The 18,493-nt window shown below is 59.2% G+C and carries 14 protein-coding genes, 1 tRNA gene and 2 pseudogenes; 4 read left to right on the forward strand and 13 right to left on the reverse strand.

Annotated elements, in window-relative coordinates; genetic code table 11:
- Positions 1 to 48: 48 nt before the first annotated feature.
- Entirely contained in the window at positions 49 to 1,269 is a 1,221-nt protein-coding gene (locus AC0L2R_RS03000) for a septal ring lytic transglycosylase RlpA family protein (protein WP_473507674.1), read from the reverse strand.
- Positions 1,270 to 1,677: 408 nt separating this feature from the next.
- On the opposite strand from AC0L2R_RS03000, the gene AC0L2R_RS03005 reads away from it, so the two are divergent.
- Positions 1,678 to 1,767, forward strand: a tRNA-Ser gene (locus AC0L2R_RS03005).
- A 433-nt stretch (positions 1,768 to 2,200) separates the two neighbouring features.
- Here AC0L2R_RS03005 and AC0L2R_RS03010 read toward each other — a convergent pair.
- The 6 genes from AC0L2R_RS03010 to AC0L2R_RS03035 all read right to left on the reverse strand — a co-directional run bounded on the left by AC0L2R_RS03010 (position 2,201) and on the right by AC0L2R_RS03035 (position 8,166).
- A complete protein-coding gene (locus AC0L2R_RS03010; protein ID WP_091591761.1) occupies positions 2,201 to 2,494 on the reverse strand; it encodes a hypothetical protein in 294 nt (97 codons plus the stop codon).
- 449 nt (positions 2,495 to 2,943) lie between these two features.
- On the reverse strand, positions 2,944 to 3,744 hold the full coding sequence (locus AC0L2R_RS03015) for an endonuclease/exonuclease/phosphatase family protein (RefSeq protein ID WP_287193318.1): 801 nt from the start codon (positions 3,742 to 3,744) through the stop codon (positions 2,944 to 2,946).
- 153 nt (positions 3,745 to 3,897) lie between these two features.
- Positions 3,898 to 5,358, reverse strand: a complete 1,461-nt coding sequence (locus AC0L2R_RS03020; protein ID WP_473507675.1) for a phospholipase D-like domain-containing protein — start codon at positions 5,356 to 5,358, stop codon at positions 3,898 to 3,900.
- Between the two features lie 141 nt (positions 5,359 to 5,499).
- Positions 5,500 to 5,718: a DUF3072 domain-containing protein gene (locus AC0L2R_RS03025; RefSeq protein ID WP_091591041.1), complete on the reverse strand. Its 219-nt coding sequence runs from the start codon at positions 5,716 to 5,718 to the stop codon at positions 5,500 to 5,502.
- A 146-nt stretch (positions 5,719 to 5,864) separates the two neighbouring features.
- Entirely contained in the window at positions 5,865 to 6,539 is a 675-nt protein-coding gene (locus AC0L2R_RS03030) for an ATP-dependent DNA ligase (RefSeq protein WP_473507676.1), read from the reverse strand.
- 484 nt (positions 6,540 to 7,023) lie between these two features.
- On the reverse strand, positions 7,024 to 8,166 hold the full coding sequence (locus AC0L2R_RS03035) for a helix-turn-helix domain-containing protein (RefSeq protein WP_031255952.1): 1,143 nt from the start codon (positions 8,164 to 8,166) through the stop codon (positions 7,024 to 7,026).
- Positions 8,167 to 8,395: 229 nt separating this feature from the next.
- Here AC0L2R_RS03035 and AC0L2R_RS03040 point away from each other — a divergent pair, with 229 nt between their 5' ends.
- Complete coding sequence (locus tag AC0L2R_RS03040; RefSeq protein ID WP_473507677.1) at positions 8,396 to 8,620, forward strand: hypothetical protein; 225 nt, start codon at positions 8,396 to 8,398, stop codon at positions 8,618 to 8,620.
- 1,107 nt (positions 8,621 to 9,727) lie between these two features.
- Here AC0L2R_RS03040 and AC0L2R_RS03045 read toward each other — a convergent pair.
- Positions 9,728 to 10,045, reverse strand: coding sequence for a hypothetical protein (locus tag AC0L2R_RS03045; RefSeq protein ID WP_139172500.1), 318 nt, complete (start codon positions 10,043 to 10,045; stop codon positions 9,728 to 9,730).
- Positions 10,046 to 10,186: 141 nt separating this feature from the next.
- Here AC0L2R_RS03045 and AC0L2R_RS03050 point away from each other — a divergent pair, with 141 nt between their 5' ends.
- Positions 10,187 to 11,038 (forward strand): LysR family transcriptional regulator, encoded by an 852-nt coding sequence (locus AC0L2R_RS03050; RefSeq protein WP_027153958.1) that lies wholly within the window; start codon positions 10,187 to 10,189, stop codon positions 11,036 to 11,038.
- A 14-nt stretch (positions 11,039 to 11,052) separates the two neighbouring features.
- Here AC0L2R_RS03050 and AC0L2R_RS03055 read toward each other — a convergent pair whose 3' ends face one another.
- From AC0L2R_RS03055 to AC0L2R_RS03075, 5 genes and pseudogenes are all read right to left on the reverse strand, one after another.
- Positions 11,053 to 11,871, reverse strand: a complete 819-nt coding sequence (locus AC0L2R_RS03055) for an ATP-binding protein (RefSeq protein ID WP_473507678.1) — start codon at positions 11,869 to 11,871, stop codon at positions 11,053 to 11,055.
- Between the two features lie 107 nt (positions 11,872 to 11,978).
- Positions 11,979 to 12,503 (reverse strand): plastocyanin/azurin family copper-binding protein, encoded by a 525-nt coding sequence (locus AC0L2R_RS03060; protein ID WP_473507679.1) that lies wholly within the window; start codon positions 12,501 to 12,503, stop codon positions 11,979 to 11,981.
- Positions 12,500 to 12,913, reverse strand: coding sequence for a DUF5602 domain-containing protein (locus tag AC0L2R_RS03065; RefSeq protein WP_473507740.1), 414 nt, complete (start codon positions 12,911 to 12,913; stop codon positions 12,500 to 12,502). The genes AC0L2R_RS03060 and AC0L2R_RS03065 overlap by 4 nt, the downstream gene beginning before the upstream one ends.
- A 674-nt stretch (positions 12,914 to 13,587) precedes the next feature.
- Positions 13,588 to 14,328: pseudogene (locus AC0L2R_RS03070) on the reverse strand (IS91 family transposase); the annotation flags it as partial.
- A 10-nt stretch (positions 14,329 to 14,338) separates the two neighbouring features.
- Positions 14,339 to 15,231: pseudogene (locus AC0L2R_RS03075) on the reverse strand (tyrosine-type recombinase/integrase).
- Between the two features lie 702 nt (positions 15,232 to 15,933).
- Here AC0L2R_RS03075 and AC0L2R_RS03080 point away from each other — a divergent pair.
- A complete protein-coding gene (locus AC0L2R_RS03080) occupies positions 15,934 to 17,982 on the forward strand; it encodes a family 16 glycosylhydrolase (RefSeq protein ID WP_473507680.1) in 2,049 nt (682 codons plus the stop codon).
- Positions 17,983 to 18,493 lie beyond the last annotated feature (511 nt).

Here is an 18,493-nt window from a genome sequence, read left to right on the forward strand (position 1 = left end):
CGAGCAACCGCGCGATGGACAACCGGCCAAAACTTCAAGTTTTGCCGGTCAATTCCGAACCACGAGCGCGTCCGGCGCGCCATGCGACCATGCCGCCTGCAGCATGTCGTCCAGGCTGCCATGGCCGTCCGGATAGAGATTGACCGAATACCAGTCCTTGCCCTCGAATTCCGAGCGCTGGATTTCGGTGTTGCCGAAGCCGGAAAGCTGGGTTGCCACCTGCTGCGCCTCGGCGGCATCCTCGAACGAGCCCGCCGCGATATAGTCGGTGGGCGAAGCGGCCGAAGGAACTTGCCGCTTCCACGATTGCAGGATTTCGGCGGGCCCGGCGCCATCCAGCGCGGCAAAGACAGTGGAGGCGCGCTGCACGCGTTCGCTCGCATAAGACAGCGTCGCTACCCTGAACGGCGATTGCGGCAGATTGATCTGCGGCCGTTCCGGCACGATCGGCCCGAAATCGGGCAGCGTCACGCTGCCGGCGGCCGGCGTCTGCGCCGCCACGACCGGCTGTGCCGATGCGGAATTCGTCAACTGACCGGGAAAGGCAGCGGCGGCGGCCAACGCCGTGCTCGGCGATGGTCCGTTCATGGCGATCATGACGCCGGTGGGCAGGCCGTCCGACGGATCCGGCGCCCTGTTGCCGGGATGGTAAGAGGCCATCAGATAGTGTTCGTCTTTGCCGTGAAGCGGCGCCCGTCCGACATATTCGACCTTCACCTTGGCCGTGCCGATATTGGCATAGTCGAGCATTTCGGCGGCGCGCTTCGACACATCGATGATGCGCCCCTCATGGTAAGGACCGCGATCGTTGACGCGCACGATGACCGAGCTGCCGGTCTTCAGATTGGTGACCCGCGCATAGCTCGGCAGCGGCATTGTCGGATGCGCGCCGGTCAGATGTGTCATGTCGTAGACTTCGCCGTTGGCGGTCAGCCTGCCGTGGAAGGCTTCGCCATACCAGGAGGCGAGACCCTTCTTGGCGTAGCGCTTGTCTTCCTTCGGATAATACCACTTGCCGCGCACTTGATAGGGCTTGCCGAGCTGATCGCGTCCGCCGCCACGCTGCAGGCCCGACATCTTGAAGCTAACGCGCGGGCTGGCTTTTACGCCATATTCGGATTCGGCAAAATATTCCTTGGAGCGAGGCTTCTTGTTGACCATTGCCTTTGGCTGTGGCGGCGCCGCGCAAGCCGCCAGCAAGGCAGCCGACAGGGCACACAACGCGAAAGCGGAAGCGCGACGAAGACGCGGGCGCGTCGTGCTTGGCATTTTTCGATTGTCCCCTCTCAACAAAGGCGCCGCAACTTGACCGTCGGCAGGGCCAAAACCTACCCGACAATGCCAGCGACACCTTGATTCGCAATCCCTTGTGCACAGGAATTGTTTATCACCGTATTAACCGATTATGGTCGGAACCGGGCGAGATTGTGGCACAAGCCGTCCCGGCGATCGCTGTGAGAAATCACGGCGTTTCGAGCTTCGGCGCAGCGCTGCTCGTCCTGCTCAAGCCCCGCCGTCAAGCACCCGTGCCCTGCCCCTGGCAGGAACCGGCAACAGCCGGTTGACAGGACTTCGTTGGGCGCACTAGAGCAATGAAGAGCGAACGATCTCCGAGGCGTGCCCACAGGGTACGCGTTGCGATCAGGACGAGCATCCAGGTGGTTGAAAAATCACGATGGAGGGATGGCCGAGCGGTTTAAGGCACCGGTCTTGAAAACCGGCGTGGGTGCAAGCCCACCGTGGGTTCGAATCCCACTCCCTCCGCCAACTGCCGTTGATTTATCTAAGTAATTTATCGATTTGCCAGAGTTACGCACTAATCTACGGACAGTGATTTGCAGGCCACCGATGAAATGCAGCCCAAGATGGACATATGCTGCTTCGTTAACCCGGACTAGGCTCCCGCAATTTGCGAGCCTCGTTCCGATCTTGGGTTATGCCGTAATCTGGGGAAACCAGTTCCAAGACTGGAACATGAGATTTGACTCTTTGGGGAGCACTTCTGGCTACTTCCGGTCGTGTCCCACCGCGTGGCGTAGGTCGGCGGTAGCGAAGCCGCTGGCGAGCGCGCCCTCAACAGCGCTGTGGCGAGCGAGCGGCGTAGCGGCGGTCATCGATGGTCGAGAAGATCCTGACCACGTATCTGCGGGAAAAGGGCTACCTGCCGAAAGGCGCAGCAGAATAGCTATGCTCGTCACCGTCAGCCGGGAGGAGTGTAGAGCGGCTCTCTGCATCGATGAACCAAGCACTGGCCATCGAGCGTCGGCACAAACCCTACCGCTGGGATTTCCGACCAGTCGCACGCATTGCTGTACCGGCGGACGTAGAGGGCATAGGTGTTCGGGCCGGTGGTCAGCACCGCCGAGCCATGGCTCTGGATTAGCGCCTGCGTCTGTTGGCAGGTCATGGCGCGGGTGTCCGGCCTGGCCTGGGCGAGGGTTGTGAAGGCAAGCGTGACCGCTGCCGAGGTCAACGCAATCCGGCGAATGGACATGACGAGACTCCCATGATGAGCCATTTGGTTGACAAACTCGCATGTCGCAGGGCAGCTGTGCAATGGCGGCCTCCAAATCGGAATTTCCGGACTGGAGCAAACCGCCCGCCCCGTGCGAATTGACGGCGTGCCGCTGGAGCCCGCAACCGAGGACGCTCTCAACGTGCCGGCGGTCACGGCCGGCAGCCTTGCAATTTGAGCAAACAAATAGCCCGACCAGGTCGTCATGCATCGAGCCGTGGTCACGGCGGAGCCTGTCAATCAGCGCCTGGATGTCGAGCTTCGTCGATCTGCAGCACATATTCACCAGCCAAGTGGAGCACGCCCCCGAAGGCTCGCCAGGCCCAGCGACCTCCTCCGCAACCAAAGCCGCTGGGCCGCCCCGCTCCGCCAGTCCGGCTAGAGCTTCCCTTTGAACCGATCTCCATTCATGGGGCTGGGCAGCACCATCACAGGCGAACGAATCCTATAAGCGGCAGATGATCGGAGGCGACCCGCGAAAGCGGCGTGTCATGGGCTTCGACGGATGAGATCATTCCGTGTCGGTTTGCCATGATCCGGTCGAGCGACAGCAGCGGCAGACTCGATGGAAAGGTGGGGACCGCCGGTGGCGCGGGACCGAAAGTCGTGTGCAGCGTATTCAGCGCGGAACGGTTTCCGAGTCGCCATTCGTTCAAATCGCCGAGCAGCAGTGTTGGTTTTTCGTCCGGTCTGTTCATGATTTCGAGCACGACACGGGCCTGTTCGGAGCGCGATCGGCGCAGCAAGCCGAGATGGGCTGCGATAATGCGCAGAGTTCGTTTCTCGTCCAGATCGATTTCGGCAACCAGGGCTCCGCGCGGCTCCAGCCCCGGGAGCTTTATCTGATGGACATTGCGAACGATGCCCCGTTTGAAAAGCAGAACGTTGCCGTGCCAGCCGTGTCCTTTGCCGTTTCCGGACACCGGCACCGGCACCAGGCCTGTTTCCAATTCGAGACGCAGCAGATCCAGAAGGCCGGCACGATCTCCAAAGCGATTGTCCGCTTCCTGCAACGCAATGACATCCGGGCCGATTTCCCGGATGACGCGACCGATTCGTTCGGGATCGAACTTTCTGTCGACGCCCACGCATTTGTGAACATTGTAAGATGCGACCAGAGTCCCCGCAGGGCGTGTCCCTTCGGACGGCGCAGCCTTCGCCTTCTGCTTCTTTCTGTCGCGAATGGATTTGAGCACACTTGCAGGAAAGCTCTGTCCAGTTCTTTGCATGAGTCTGCTGCTCGTCCTCACTACCTTCAAGACTTAGCTTTGTCTCACTCAAACAGGATCTGCAATCGCTGCTTCCTGCCCTGACGAGATGCGGCGCTCGAAAGGAGCGATGGCTGCGTCGCCCGAATTGCCTCGGGCAGAACGAGAAAGCCTCTAAAGGTAGGGCGATCCCAGCCACAACACTCGGTCGAACAGGCGGACGATGAATGGCCGGGCTCTCAAGGTTTCGATCGTTACAGACGTGGCGGAGGCGATTGCCGATCCGATCCGCGCTTCAATCTCCGCAGCAAAGCCTGCATCAAGAACCTCTACATCAATCTCAAAATTCAGCCGCAGGGACCGGGCGTCAAGATTGGAGGATCCTATAAAAGCCCAAACTCCATCGACCGACAGCAGCTTCGAATGATCGAACGAGCCCTGCGTGCGCCATACGCGGCAATAGTGCTTCAGGACCTGATCGAATTGCGCCGTCATCGCCCGGTCAATAAGGAAAAGATTGTTCATCGCCGGTACCACGATGTCGATCTCGACGCCTCGCCTGGCTGCGGTCGTCAGCGCGCTGATCAGTTCCCGATCCGGCAGGAAATAGGGCGACATGATGCGGATCGATTTGCGGGCGACGGAAAATGCCCCGATCAGCAAGTTGTGGTTCGTTTCGATGCTGGCATCCGGCCCGGATGCAACCGCCCGCGCCAGCATCGGTTGACCGGGAGCCGCGGGAAGCGCGGCCACTTGCCAGGTGTCGCCTTTCAGGAACTCGCCGCTCACGAAGCGCCAATCTTCGGCGGCAACCGAAAAAAGGTCGGCAACGACCGGCCCGGTGACCTGAAAATGCGTGTCCCTCGCGCTGGAGGAGCCGGCGAACTCGGCTGAGAATCCCTTTCGGATGTTCATCCCTCCGGTGAACGCAATCGTGCCGTCGACGACCAGGATCTTCCGGTGCGTTCTGAGGTTGGCGTAGGGAAGACGCAGGCCCATGACAATGTTGCCGTTGAAGAGGTCTGCCGGGATTCCCGCCTCTCGCAGGCGCCCAAGAATGCTGGGGACGGAGTAACGCGCCCCGACGGCATCGATCAGCACGCGAACGCTGACACCCCGCTGGACGGCTCGCGCGAGAGATTCCACGAAAAGCCGCCCGACATCGTCATTGTCGAAGATGTAGGTCTCGAGCAGGACAGTGCGTTGAGCGCCGTCAATCGCTCGGCACATTGCGGCATAGGCCTCGTCACCTGTCTCCAATATCGCAATCGCGTTTCCCGAGGTCAGGGCACGCCGGGCCACCCTGTCGCCCAATGTCTTCAGGCCGGTGAAGCGTTGGCCGTACCGCTCGGCAATCAGTTCCTCGGCGGCAAAGTTGCGCTCATGTTTTGCGGAAGCCGCCTCGCTGGAAAGGGGCCGCATGGCGCTGATCGTGGCACGACGGATGCGGTTTATGCCGGCAACGGCGTAGATGATCGCGCCGAGGAATGGCGACAGGAACATCACGCCGACCCAACCCGTGGCGGCGCGGACGTCTTCCTTCGTCATTATGGCGTGGACGATGCCGATGGCCGCCATCACCACCGAAATGATCGCGAGGACCTGGGGCCAATGAGTCAATAAGGTCTGCAACATCGCCAGGACTATCCAGCGAGCGGTTGCAGAACGCAATGCAACTCATCCCCGGGGTCAGACCACGGTAACAAACTGGACAGAGCCGCTGTCGGGTTCGATGGAACGGCCCCGTCGCCGGAGGCCAACAGCCACGAGCGGGCACTACAGGCCTAACTTCTCCCGGAGTGCATCGATGCGTTTAGAGGCTTCCGCCTTGCTGAGGCCGTCAGCATAGGCGTCAGGGTCGTCGGCCTGTTCGGCCAAAGTTTTCAAATAGGAGGCTTGTGCGGGGGTCATGGGATCATCTCCGCTGATCCAATCTTCCGGGTCCTTTTCGACATTTGCCGGTGCCTCGATTTTTGGGTTGTGCCGGTCACCCATGATCAATCTCCCTTGATGATCACCACAATGAGAATGATCATGATTTGTTCCGCCAGATTGGTATGCGCGTCGCGTCCGCCCGCGTAGGCCTCAAATCGGTGAGGACGCCCGTGAGCAGCGATCAGGGCATTGGAGCCGTGCCTGGCTCATAAACGACCCCCAACTCGGGAGTCGGCTTCTTCAAATTTTTTGGCCTTCAGCCATGTGCTCGACAGTCCGCTCCTGTAGCGGCTGTCGGCGCGCTTCGAGATAATTCCATTGAGCCCGATCTTCTCGACGGTGCGGAAGAGCGCCAGCGCGCTGCCCTCGAAATGCTCACTGTATTGGATCTTGCCGAGGCCAGGCTCAATCAGTTGCCACAGCGCCTGCTTGCGCTGCAGCAGCGGCAAGGAGCCTAGATCGTGGCCGTCGAGATGGAGGATATCGAACGCGACGAACACCAGCCGGCTCGGCTCGTTCCAGATCGCCGCTTCCAGCGCAGGGCAATCGAAAGCGCTCTGCTCGCCGGGAACAATGACTTCGCCGTCGAGAATGGCAGTCCGGCATGGCAGATCGACGGCTAGTGCGATGGGCCAGTATTTCGTGGTCCAGTCGCGGCCGTTCTTGTTGTAAAGACGCACACCGCCATTATCGATGATGATCTGGGTTCGATAGCCGTCGAGATTGGCCTCGTGGACCCAGCCCTCACCTTCAGGCGGCCGCTCGACCCGAGTCGGGATCTGCGGCGGAAGAAACTCCAGCCGGCCGCCAACGACCTTGGCACGCTTACTCAATGACGCCACCTTTGACCGCGCAGCGGCGGCTATCGGCACAGGCAGCACGACATCTCCCCAACATGATGCCTGCCACCTGTGCCGAGCCCCCGCCAAGCCGCCGAGCCCCCGCCAAGCATTGCAAGCATCTACGCACGAAGCCGATCTGTCGTTAGCTTTGCATCCTAATACTTATCCCGGCGTACATATCTTGCCCGGCGCGGCGCTCTTGCACCGTTCCCGACCGGCTAATTGCTGTCCGGGATCGCCGCCAGCCTACGCAGCCCTTTGCTGGTGAGATAATCCGGGCTAGAGCGGTTCGTCATTTCAAGGAACCGCAGAACCGCTCTATCTCTTTGTTTCTTGACTTGGCAAACATACGACTCGCGGTCTCAACAAGTGTCTTATGCTGCGTAGTTGCAATGTATGCTCCGCTGTGATGCGCGGCGACATCGATGAACAGTTGGTCGATAAATCGGGAATTGGCTATAATTGATGGCGCGGTGGACGCGACACGAAAATATTCTGGTCCATGAGCTTCCCGATCCTGTACTCAGCTTCCGAGCGCTTTGAGCCAATGTTCAAAGGAAGAGGCCTCCTCGTGTCCGGCATGCGAAACAGAGTGGGCGGGGCGCGGTAACACCACGGAGCTTCGGACTTCGCGGGGGCTGTAGCCGAATTCCTTGCTAAAAGCTCGGCTGAAATTAGCCGCTGAACTAAACCCGACGGCTTCGGCAATATTAACAATGCGCCGGCTGTCCGCCGGATTGCTAAGCGCAACATGGGCTGCCAGAAGTCGGCGACTTTGTATGTAGTGGAGAACACCACCGCTCGGTTCGAACAACTGATAAAGACGAGAGCGCGAGACGCCGAGCGCCCGGCACATTGAATCCGGCGTCAGATGAGCCGCATCCAGATTGTTGTGGACGTATCGACGGGCTCGCTCCATCAGCGCGACACTCACCAATTGTTCGGTGGCCGCGGCATGTTCCGCCGGGGGCGAGAGGCAGGCAATGATCATGCTGCGTGTTGCGTGCACGATGCGGGGCAGATCGTCAACCGTGAGACTGCGCAGTCTTGCTTCGATGTTCTTGAGGTAGTCGAGCAAAAGGTTGGCAAAGTTGCCGGACAGAATTGAATTATTCTTTGCGTCCAGGGTTGCCGCCGCATCGGCGAACAAATCACGCGGCAAATAGAGAAAGAGACTTTGGGATTCCGTTGCCCTCCCCCGAAACGGGTAGCCAAGCGATCTAATCTCCAATTTGCCCGGCTGGTTTTCCGCTACGCGGCGATCGACCTCCGTCCACGACCGGCCAGTATGCGGCAAAGCGATATACCAGTGATCGATCGAGCTGGACCGAAGCTTCGCAGCAGAACGCATATAACTATGTGCCGGTGCGCGCTGTTGAACGATCAGCATGCCGCCGAGGTTCCAAGCCGTGTGGTCGGCGGGAAAGCCATCGTCGAGCGATTTGTCATCCGGCAACTTGATCTCGACAAGCGGAGCCATATGCGCCTGCCAAGCGACGAATTGATCTTCTGGCGCCAGTTCGAGCGTCGAAAAGGGCAAAGGTTCGAGCGCCGGCGCAAGTGACGGGGCAGCCTCATTGTAAGGCTGAGCTTCGCGCGGCCAACGACGTCGATCGCGCTCAAGCGCCTGCCTCGCAAGCGCCTTGTCCTGCCTCTTAGCGTCCATCGCGTAGTGCCGTATCCGATTCCGGTATGCCCATCGCCACCGCAATCATGTGGTGTATCACAGCCATCTGGCAAGACCAGCTGAACGCGAGTCCACAGAGGGCTATCACACTGGGTTACAGCAAGAAATGCATTCCGAGATAAGTTTCTGGATGCGACGATAACGACACTCTTCAACGTGGTGCGTATAGAGTCTGGCACGGTGAAAGCGTAGTTGAGGAGGCAACGAAATGAACGCAAACCTCAAAACAGAAGCTCGTCGCAAGATAATTCTTGATGGATATTTTAATAACGAACCTTTGAAAGATATTGCAGCCAAGGTCGGATGCTCACTGGCGAGTTTGAAAGTCACCGCCAGTAGACTCGGTTGCACACGAACTCCGAAGAGGCGGCGGAATTTCGGCGAGGATTTCATGTCCCAGAACAAAAATTGCGGGATTACCGCCAACTTATGATTGCTGGACAGTATAGATCTCGCGAGTGCGCCCTGATTTGGGACTATTGAAAGACCAATTATCGGTCAGCGAGTAAACTTATTCCAATCACGCCTCAGCGGTTCATCGACAAAAAAGAGTCCGCCTCAATCACTGGCAACAGGCCCTGAAAGGTTCGCACAGATGCTGCGTCGGCGTTTCAATCGCACCTGCCTCAGCCCTCATGATCTGGCTATTTGCGAACGCGTGTTCGATCAGGTTTGCGCAGATGAACACATGGACTCTTCAAGCCGGGATGCCGAGGCCTTAGCGGTGGCGATTGTCGCAATCTTCCGAAACATTACTACCAAGGAGCGCGAACTGCTGGATGAATTGAGGTCTCTTCGTCTCTCAAAGGGCGCAGAGAAGGCGCACTAGCTTGGCGGCTTTCCCTGACGAATTGTTCGCGTTAGCACAGCCGGATTCGCATCTGCATTGCCCCATTGAGTCCCGCCAGAGTGTAGCCACAGCGCTTGCGAAGGAGATGGAAATGGGTTTAGCCCAAGACTTGTCTGATGTTGCGCTCACATTCGATTGTCCGAATTGCTCGCATCCGGCGGTAAGGAAGGGCTCTGCGCTAAGAACGATCGCGCACTTCAGATGCGACGGGTGCAACGCCAAGGTACGGATCACCTATCCGCAGAAGCTAGCGATCTTCGAAAAGTACAGGCTATTAGCCGCCCAAGGGGCATTGCGATAAGACGATCCGGAAACGCGTCGCCAATGGCGGTGACGCGGACCAGCTGCAAAAGGTCGATGCCCTAGTGGGTCTCGCTAAAGAAATGGCCCACCGGCAACTGGCCGGGTTAGAAAGCCCGGCAGATAAAGCGTGGTCGTGGTTGTGGTCGTGGAGGTCTCGCCCGAAGTTCCGCTCGTCGTCTGGGCAAAGGAAAGGCCGGCGGAAAGCGCCAACACGGCCGAGGTCAAAACGATTCGTTTCGTATTCCTTTCTCCTGTCTTAAGCGCACGACGCGCTCACAAACCAGCATGCGGACAGAAGGAATGTTCCACTGATGGGGCTCACCCTCGGAATCGTTCCGCGTGCCAGTGGATCTTGCCGTCAGGCCGGCGTGATCGTGAGATCCTCGCTTACTCGAACATGATCCGAGAGGTTCCTCTTTCTGCGATCGACATTCTCCGAGCTTCTTGGATCCGCTCGGCCTGTTGTTTGGTATAGGGACCCATCGGCCGGGTCTTTTCATGGCCGCGGCGAACCCGACAGTACCAGTGGCCGCTGTCAGAGAAGATCTCAACCGAGGTCGGTGCATCGTTGGCCGCCGCCTTGGCGACCTCGCTGATGAATTTCACGACCTTTGAATGGTGCCGGGCGGGTGCAACCGTGCGCAAACCACTGGTGACGCTAAGTTCCTGCTGCACTGGGGACATGGTCGAACTCCTGTCGGTCATTTGCTTGCGCTCCCTCCCACCGGCGCTGCGCAGCATTCAGCGCAGAGCTGGGTGGATAATCTCGAAGCCTATTGCTCTGACTAGCTATCTAGCAAACGAAATTGATTGACATTTAAACGCAATTTTTATGCTATATGTTTTATGGACATTGAACTCGCCCGGACTTTCATCGAGATCGTTTCGACAGGGAGTTTCATTCGGGCATCGGAGCGCTTGAATGTCGCCCAGACGACCGTAAGCGCACGGATTCGCAACCTCGAGCAGCAATTGGGCCGCGCGCTTTTTGTTCGCCACAAAGGCGGAGCTTCTCTCACCCCGGCCGGTGAGCAATTTCTGCGCCACGCGCCGATGTTCGTCCAACTATGGCAACGCACCCTTCACCAGGTTGCCGTGCCCCCGGGACGTCGAGCTGTTCTGACGGTCGGCAGCGAAGTCAGCCTAGCGCAACCTCTTCTGCTCGATTGGGTCCGATGGATGCGCGGGTCGCTTCAGGATATTGCACTTCGAGTACACGTCGATGTGCCGAAGGATTTGATCAATCAGGTTGCGTCAGGAATGGTCGACTTGGCTATCATGTACGCGCCCCCCCACAGACCGGGTTTGAAGATCGATCTGCTTCTGGAGGAAAAACTCGTCCTCGTGACGACCAATTCCGAAGCGCGCCTCCTGGACGAATCCGATTATGTTTATATGGATTGGGGGCCGGATTTTGAACTTCACCACGGGATGAATTTCCCGAGTGCTGCGCCGGATCTTTCTTTCGATCTCGGTCCGCTCGCACTGAGCTATGTTCTTGCGACTGGCGGCTCCGGATATTTCAGGATGAGTTCTGTGCGGCCTCACATGGAGGCCGGCCGGCTGCACCTTGTGCCTGAAATGCCGCAGTTCTCCTATCCGGTTTACGCGGTGCAATCCGCAAGTGCGGACGAGAGCGTGGTAGGTCCCGCCCTGGCAGGATTGCATTCCGTCGCGAGCGCCGACATCAAATTGTAGGAGTTGTTGGGCGTCTAAAGGTCCGCTTGGATTGACGGGAACAGAAGGTCGACCGTTGTTCCAATCCCTCGCTCACTCTTTATCCGGATCCGACCACCAACCATTTGCGCCAATGCCTGCACTTGCAACATCCCTATCCCGGTGCCCTTCTCACCCTTCGTCGTGAAGAAAGGATCGAACACCTTTCGCAAGACTTCCGGAGCCATGCCGCAACCACCGTCCTTGACGCGAACGCATGCGTAGGTTTCGGGCCCGGGCAGGTCAGGCGTCGGGGCCGTCTGCACCAATCGCTCAGTGGTGACGCGGATCTCCCCGCCACTTGGCATCGCATCTCGTGCGTTCATTACGAGATTAAGCACTGCAGAGTCGAACAGCGCCGGGTCGATCAAGCAGTTCGGGATATCGGAACCAAGCTCCAGCTTGACGCGGACATCGGGGCCTGCGCCATATCTCAGGAAAGGCTCAAAAGACCTGAGGAATTCATTCAAATTGCCAGCGTGGATTTCGAGTTCCTGATGTTTTGCGAAGGCCAGTACCAGTGACGTCAGTTCGATACCTCGATCGATTCCCTGCCGCGCTGCAGCAATGTAGGTCCTCACGCTTTCGGGCTCCTCGGCTCTTATTTCGGCAAGCCTCAGGCCGGATCCGATGACTGCCAGGAGGTTTCTGAAATCATGGGCAATACCGCCAGTCATCTCGCCTAAGGCGGCAAGCCGATGTGTGGCACGCTCACGTTGTTGGGCTGCAGCCCGAGCACCGGGAGGCATATCTACCGGACGCTCGTCGCGCTTCGCTCGTGTTTCATTATCGTATGGAAACGCGCTGCCGGTCATGATGGTCGCCCCTATCGATCATTGACGACAAACAGGAAACTCGGGCTCCCATTCGCATCGTCGTTTGGGTTCTCCTGTTGCTGGTGTCATGCATCCTGCACGTATGCCTAGGCGCGCCGCACGATCCTTTTCGTCATGATGTCTTCGACCATCGGAAAGGCCTTGACGGCCTCTTCCGGTAGGTCTCCCTTCGCTCCGGTTAGCTCCGTCCAGTCATGCGCCTCGGGCTCGCCGACGACGATACGACCGACCATTCCAGCATGCTCATGCGGAATGCAGTAATAATCATAGACCCCCTGCTCGGTGAAAGTAACCGAAAAGCTTTCGTTGGGCAGTAGATAGTCAGAATCCCAAGATTTTGCCGCTTTGGGCATGCGGAGCGGCCGCTCGAAGTTTGTGGGATTGTATGCCGTCGTCGTGTGCGAATTGCCGGGATTGAGATTGGTCCAACGGATCGTCTGTCCTGGTTTGATCAGGATGCCTATCGGGTCGAACCAGACGTGTGAACCGTCGTCGCGCCCTTGCATCTTGACTTCGATCATCTCGCCACCCAACACGGCCAGAGAAGAGAGGGAAAGGGCGGCGGCGAGCCCGCCGCCAGCGCCCAGTATCTCACGACGCGTCAGTGTCATTTGGCGACCTGTGCCTCGTCAGCCGCTGAAACATGCCACAGCACGACATGGACATGCGGCTCTTCTACCCCCGGATGGCCGGCATTGTAGTAGACGTCCACATGGTCGACATTGCCGCCGGGTGAAGCGAGGTCGTCAAAACGCTTGTCCGGATTGAGGTCTTTGATCGGCAGCATGTAAATCGTGCTGACAAGCTCGCCATCGTGGTCATAGGCAAAGAATGGTCCGGCAGGCAATGTCGTCGGATCGACGAAAAGTTGGCCCATGCCCGGCAGGAAGTCGGGCAGTTTCACAAGCTTGCTGACCTGTTCGTAAGGAGCGGCTGGCGGAGCTTTGGTGACCTCATTCGCCGCCATGGCGCAAAGCGAACTGCCCACTGTCAAGGCAACTGCGAGGACGAGTTTTTTCATCACGGCATCTCCTGGTTGAAATAAAAATTGCAACGGCTGAAGATCTGGAAGTCCGTCTAAAAATTCGATCTTCACTTTCTGACACGGCATGTTCGCGCCCAGCTAGCAAGCAGGAGACTGTTCTGTTCGTCAAACGAAAATAACTGGCATTTAAAAGCATTATTTCTGCTAGTCAGGCCCGTACCTGTTTTGCTTGATTTTCAAAAAATCTACCATTACCTCTGAATTGCTATGAATATGTTCAGCCTCAATTTCCGGCGGGAGCCTAAACGCCTCAAAACGGGCCATTAGCCCGGACGCGAGAGAGTTCGCGTCCGGGACAGCCAGCCTCATCTCCACTCCTCAGTCCACTGAGAACTATTTACACTATACTTTGGCCGCCCTCTGCCACGTCCGCCTTCCTCCCTGCCCTTTCCCAAATATGCCGGCTGCTTCGGGCATCTCAGGTTCGGGCGCGACTCCGACAGGCACGGTCATCCGATGAGGCGTTGGCGATTCTCGAAGCTAAGCCGCTTCCGGCAATTTCCACCAATTTGCATATTTGCTGCGTCGAGCCTGGCGTTCTGGTGTCCAGGCACTTGAGCCATGCCTAGATCCCATTTGCCAGCGTGCGCGAACCAGTGCGAGTTGGAGAAGGTTGGATCTCAGTTGCTCTCCCTCCGCCACTCGACGATTGGCGGCTTGGCATAAACGAACCAGTTCTTCCTCCGAAGCGGCGCCAGGAATTGAGCGAAGGCGCTGTGCTCATTCAGACCGTCGTGACCGCCGAAGAACTGCAGTCGCCCAGCAGCATGGGCGTCGGCGAGCTTCGACAGGAAGAGCCGTCGGAACAACTTCGACAGCACGCGCACGGGCAGGAAGAAGCCCGGCCTGCAATGCACCCAGCGCTCGCCGTCGAGCGAGATACCGCCACCGGGCACGATCATGTGCACATGCGGGTGATGGGTCATCGCCGAGCCCCAGCTGTGGAGCACGGCGGTGATGCCGATGCGCGCGCCGAGGTGCTTTGGATCGGCCGCGATCGTGAGCAGCGCCTCGGAGGCGGCGCGGAACAAAAGGTCGTAGATCACGGCCTTGTTGTAGTAGGCGATGTCGGCAATCTCGGCCGGCAGCGTGAACACGACGTGGAAGTAGCCGACCGGCAAGAGATCGGCCTGGCGCGCGGCGAGCCAGTCCCGTGCCGCCGCGCTCTGGCATTTGGGGCAGTGCCGGTTCCGGCAGCTGTTATAGGCGATCCGGCTGTGGCCGCAGTCCTCTCAAGCCTCGACATGGCCGCCGAGGGCAGCGGTACGGCAGCTCTCGATCGCCGACATCACCTTCATCTGGCCGAGGCTGAGATGACCGGCATGCGCCGCGCGCCAGGTGGCGCCATGGCGATGGAAGATGTCGGCGACTTCCAGTGACGGGCGGCTCACCGCCGCGGCGTCATCTGTCCGGTCGCGTCTCGTCCTCCGTCAGCAGCTTGATCCGGTCGAGTGGGCTCATCACGGTGCGGATCGTGTTGGTGGCGACGCGGGCATAGAGCGCCGTGGTGTCGAGCTTGGCGTGCCCGAGCAGGACCTGGATGATGCGGATATCGATGTCCTGCTCCAGGAGATGGGTGGCGAAGCTGTGGCGCAACGTGTGCGGCGTCACCCGTTTCCTGATCTCGGCCGCCTCCGCAGCGGCATGAACAGCGCGGTTCAGCTGGCGGCTGGAGAGCGGTATGACCGGATTGCGTCCTGGGAACAGCCAGCCCCGCGGCAACATCACGCCGCGGCGCTTGCCCTCCCGCCACCAGGCGCGCAGCAGTTTGAGCAGATGCGGCGACAGCATGGCGTGGCGATCCTTGCGGCCCTTGCCTTGTTCGACGCGAATCAGCATGCGCGCCGAGTCGATGTCGGTCACCTTGAGCGCCGCCACCTCGGAAACCCGCAGCCCGGCGCCATAGGCCGTGCCGAGCGCCGCCTTGTATTTCGGCCCCGGCGCCGCTTCGAGCAGCCGCGCTACCTCCTCGGCGCTCAGCACCAGCGGCAGCTTGGGTGGCTGGTGGACTATCGCGAGACGACGAGAGAGAGCGTGACGGTGAAGAAGAAGCGCAGCGCCGAAACCGAGCTGTTGATGCCCGGCGGCCGCATGCCGCTCTCGGTCTGGTGCACTTGGAAACGGCGGAGATCCTCAGCCGTTGCCGCGCCGGGCGAGCGGCCGATGAACGCCGCAAATCTCTTCACGCAGCGGATGTAGTTACGGCGCGTGTCTTCGGTGAAGCCACGCACGTTCATGTCTTCGATCATGCGCTCGCGAAGCGCGCTGCCGGACGGATGCGAAGAGATGGTCATCGGATGCTCCTCTCAAGCTGAAGGTTGACCCTTCATGCTCGGAGGCCGAGCCTGTCCGTCACCCCTCGTCGATTACAACCTCACCGGCGCTGCCGATAAACCACCAAGCCTCGAACCCGCGCCCTCCCGCGCGAGCGGGTTCGTTCTGTGACCCCTAATGGTCATTCCGGAGGCGAGATTGCAGGTCCGAATCGGATTGAGAAAACGGACGTTCGGCCACGCTATCTGCGCCGACCGTCGCGCCACCCCGCTGGCGAGGCGTCGTGAGCCTCTTGAAACCCCGACTGTAGGCCGCCTCCGCCGGCCTACAACGTAAGCCTACGGTGAAGGCCGCCTTGTCGCCTTAGGAAGAACATTGCAAGTCCGGGGAATAATCCTGGGGAGGTGTCCTATGACGATTGCGCGTGGAAGTGATCACCTTGGGGCAGCGCCGGCGGCGCTGGTCGCGGGCGGAGAAGGAGCGGCTGGTTGGCGGCGACGTTCGAGCCCGACGTGACGGTATCGGAGGATTCGCAGTACCGTGTGCCGGCTACGTCAACCGATTTGCGACATCTCCAAGATTTCTCGTAGAGCGTTGGGGATAACCGCACTGACCCCATTTGCAGCGGAATCGGTGTCCATTATCCTTCCGTTAACAAATGGACGATTTGATCTTGGTGGGGGGTCAACCGCGAAAATGTTGCGAGAACGAGGAGCCCATCAATGGCTGCGATTGCTCTTCCTGGCGATTGGACCGAACAGTACAAGGGATCGAAGCTGAACCTCTCCGGGTTCAAGCTCTCCTTTTCTGACGAGTTCAACACGCTTGATGTCGTGCCGAACAACGGCACCGGCAAGTGGTACGCGCCTGTGCATGCCCCCTATGGGGCCGCCACGTTCATGTCGCCGGTGGGGGCAACGAATCCGTTCTCCGTCTCTGACGGGAAGCTGACCATTACCATGAAGCAGGTGGACGGCGCCTGGCAGTCGGGAACGATGCAAACGGTTAACAGCGCCGGCCAGGGTTTCGCGCAAGAGTACGGGTACTTCGAGATGCGCGCAGCCTTTCACGGCGGGGCGGGAGCCTGGCCGGCTTTCTGGATGCTGTCGCCCGATCAGACTTTGCCACGCGTCGAGGTCGACATCGTTGAAGCGTATGGGGGCGATCCCGATGGTCATCACCAGGCGGTGCACTTGCGCAATAAGGAAAGCCACGCTTGGGAAAGCAACTATACGGGCCTCCCCGGTTCGATGTTCGACGGGGCGTTTCACACCTACGGCGCGAGGATCACGACGGACTGGATCACCGTGTACTATGACGGCAAGGAGCTGAGCCGCTTTCCAATGAGCGAGTCCTTCCGCACGCCGCTCTATATGCTGGCCTCGCTTGCCATGAATCCCCTTGAGGTCGAGCGGGCGTCCGGCACCTACAAGATGGTCATCGACTACGTGCGCGCCTATGCCGCGCCGGGCGTGATGGAGCAGCACCTGACCGGGACGGATGCAGCGGATATCCTGAACGGCGGCAGCTTTGATGACGTTCTGAACGGCGGAGCCGGTGCTGACAAAATGTCCGGCGGTTTCGGCAACGATACCTACCGCGTCGACAACGCATTCGACGTCGTCATCGAGGCTGACGGCGCCGGCATCGATGTGGTCATCACGTCGATGATGTATTCGCTGTCCGGCCAGCAAATAGAGCAGCTCACACTCACCGGCGTTGCCGACATCGACGCGATGGGTAACGAACTCGACAACACGCTGGTCGGCAACGCTGGCAGCAACCTGCTCGACGGCGGAGTCGGAATCGACAAGATGGAGGGCGGCGCAGGCAACGATACCTACTATGTCGACAATGCGCTCGACCGCGTGGTCGAGGGCGATGCGGCGGGCAAAGATTGGGTGTTCAGCTCGAGCACCTATTCACTGCCATCCTATGTCGAAAATCTGACTCTCATCGGCCTTGCCGCTATCGATGGTCGCGGCAATTCTTCCGACAATGAGCTGACCGGGAACAATGGGAACAACACGCTGGTCGGCCTTGCCGGCAACGACACCATAAGGGGCGGGGCGGGTAGCGACCGGTTAGCGGGCTATGATGGCGCCGACCTTCTCGATGGCGGGACCGGGGCCGACCAGATGAATGGCGGAGCCGGCAACGATACCTATTATGTGGACAATGTGCTGGACAACGTCATCGACGAAGCGGGCCTCGACCAGATTTTCAGCTTGGTCACGTACTCACTGGCGGTCGATCGCCGGCTGGTAGAAAATCTGCGTCTGACCGGAAACGCCAACGTCGGAGCCACGGGAAATTCCCTCGACAATGTGCTCGACGGCAACGACAGCGACAACAAACTGGACGGCGGCCGAGGCAATGATACCGTGCTTGGGCGGGGTGGCAACGATGCACTAATGGGCGGCCTGGGCATTGACCGGCTTACTGGTGGCGCCGGCAACGATTTCTTCGTTTTCAGCGCGCCGCTCTCAGTGGCCAACCGCGACATCATCACGGATTTCAACCATACGGCCGATGCATTCAGGCTCCAGAATTCGGTAATGCAGGGGCTTGGAGCCACCACGGGAGCCCTCAAGCCGAGCTACTTCTTCGCTGGGACTAGCGCGCACGACGCCGACGACCACATCATCTATGACAAGGTTACGGGTGCGTTGTTTTACGATTCCAACGGAAACGTCGCAGGCGGCATGACACAGCTTGCGACGCTGACGAACAGGCCGACGCTGCTGGCCGACGATTTTTTCGTGATCTGATCCGGCGCTACAGCGGTGCGCGTGAAAAAGCGATCAAGCGCACCGTTGTAACTTCTTGTTTGCGCATCGATTTGTCCGAAAACCGGTGACTTCTTTTTCGAGGGATGCTCTAAATTAGTTCTACTGCGTCATAAACTGTGTTGGGTGTCACCCTGGCATTCGTCACAGTCCGCAGTTGGCCGGGCGCCGAAGGATACGCTTCACGGGACACTTTCTTTTCCGACGCGCTCTCCGGCCGCAGAAGTCTCAACTTTGCCAATGGTGAACCTCTGACCCTGAGCGGTTATCGCGGAGCGCATTCCGGGCCACAACCGGGCCGGACGGATAGCGGCAAGCTTGAAGCTGGCGATGTTCTTTCGCCCCGCCCCAGCTATACGGTCGGCGGCGAATAGGCTGGCTTTGGCGAAACTCGGTGGTTATTATCCTTGCGCTTTGTGAGTTGTGGCCAAACTCCGTTTCTAACCTCCACAAACGATGAAGCTCGGCCATCGTGCCGCGCTGCTCAGTCTCC

This window comes from Mesorhizobium sp. WSM4820 (assembly GCF_055811075.1).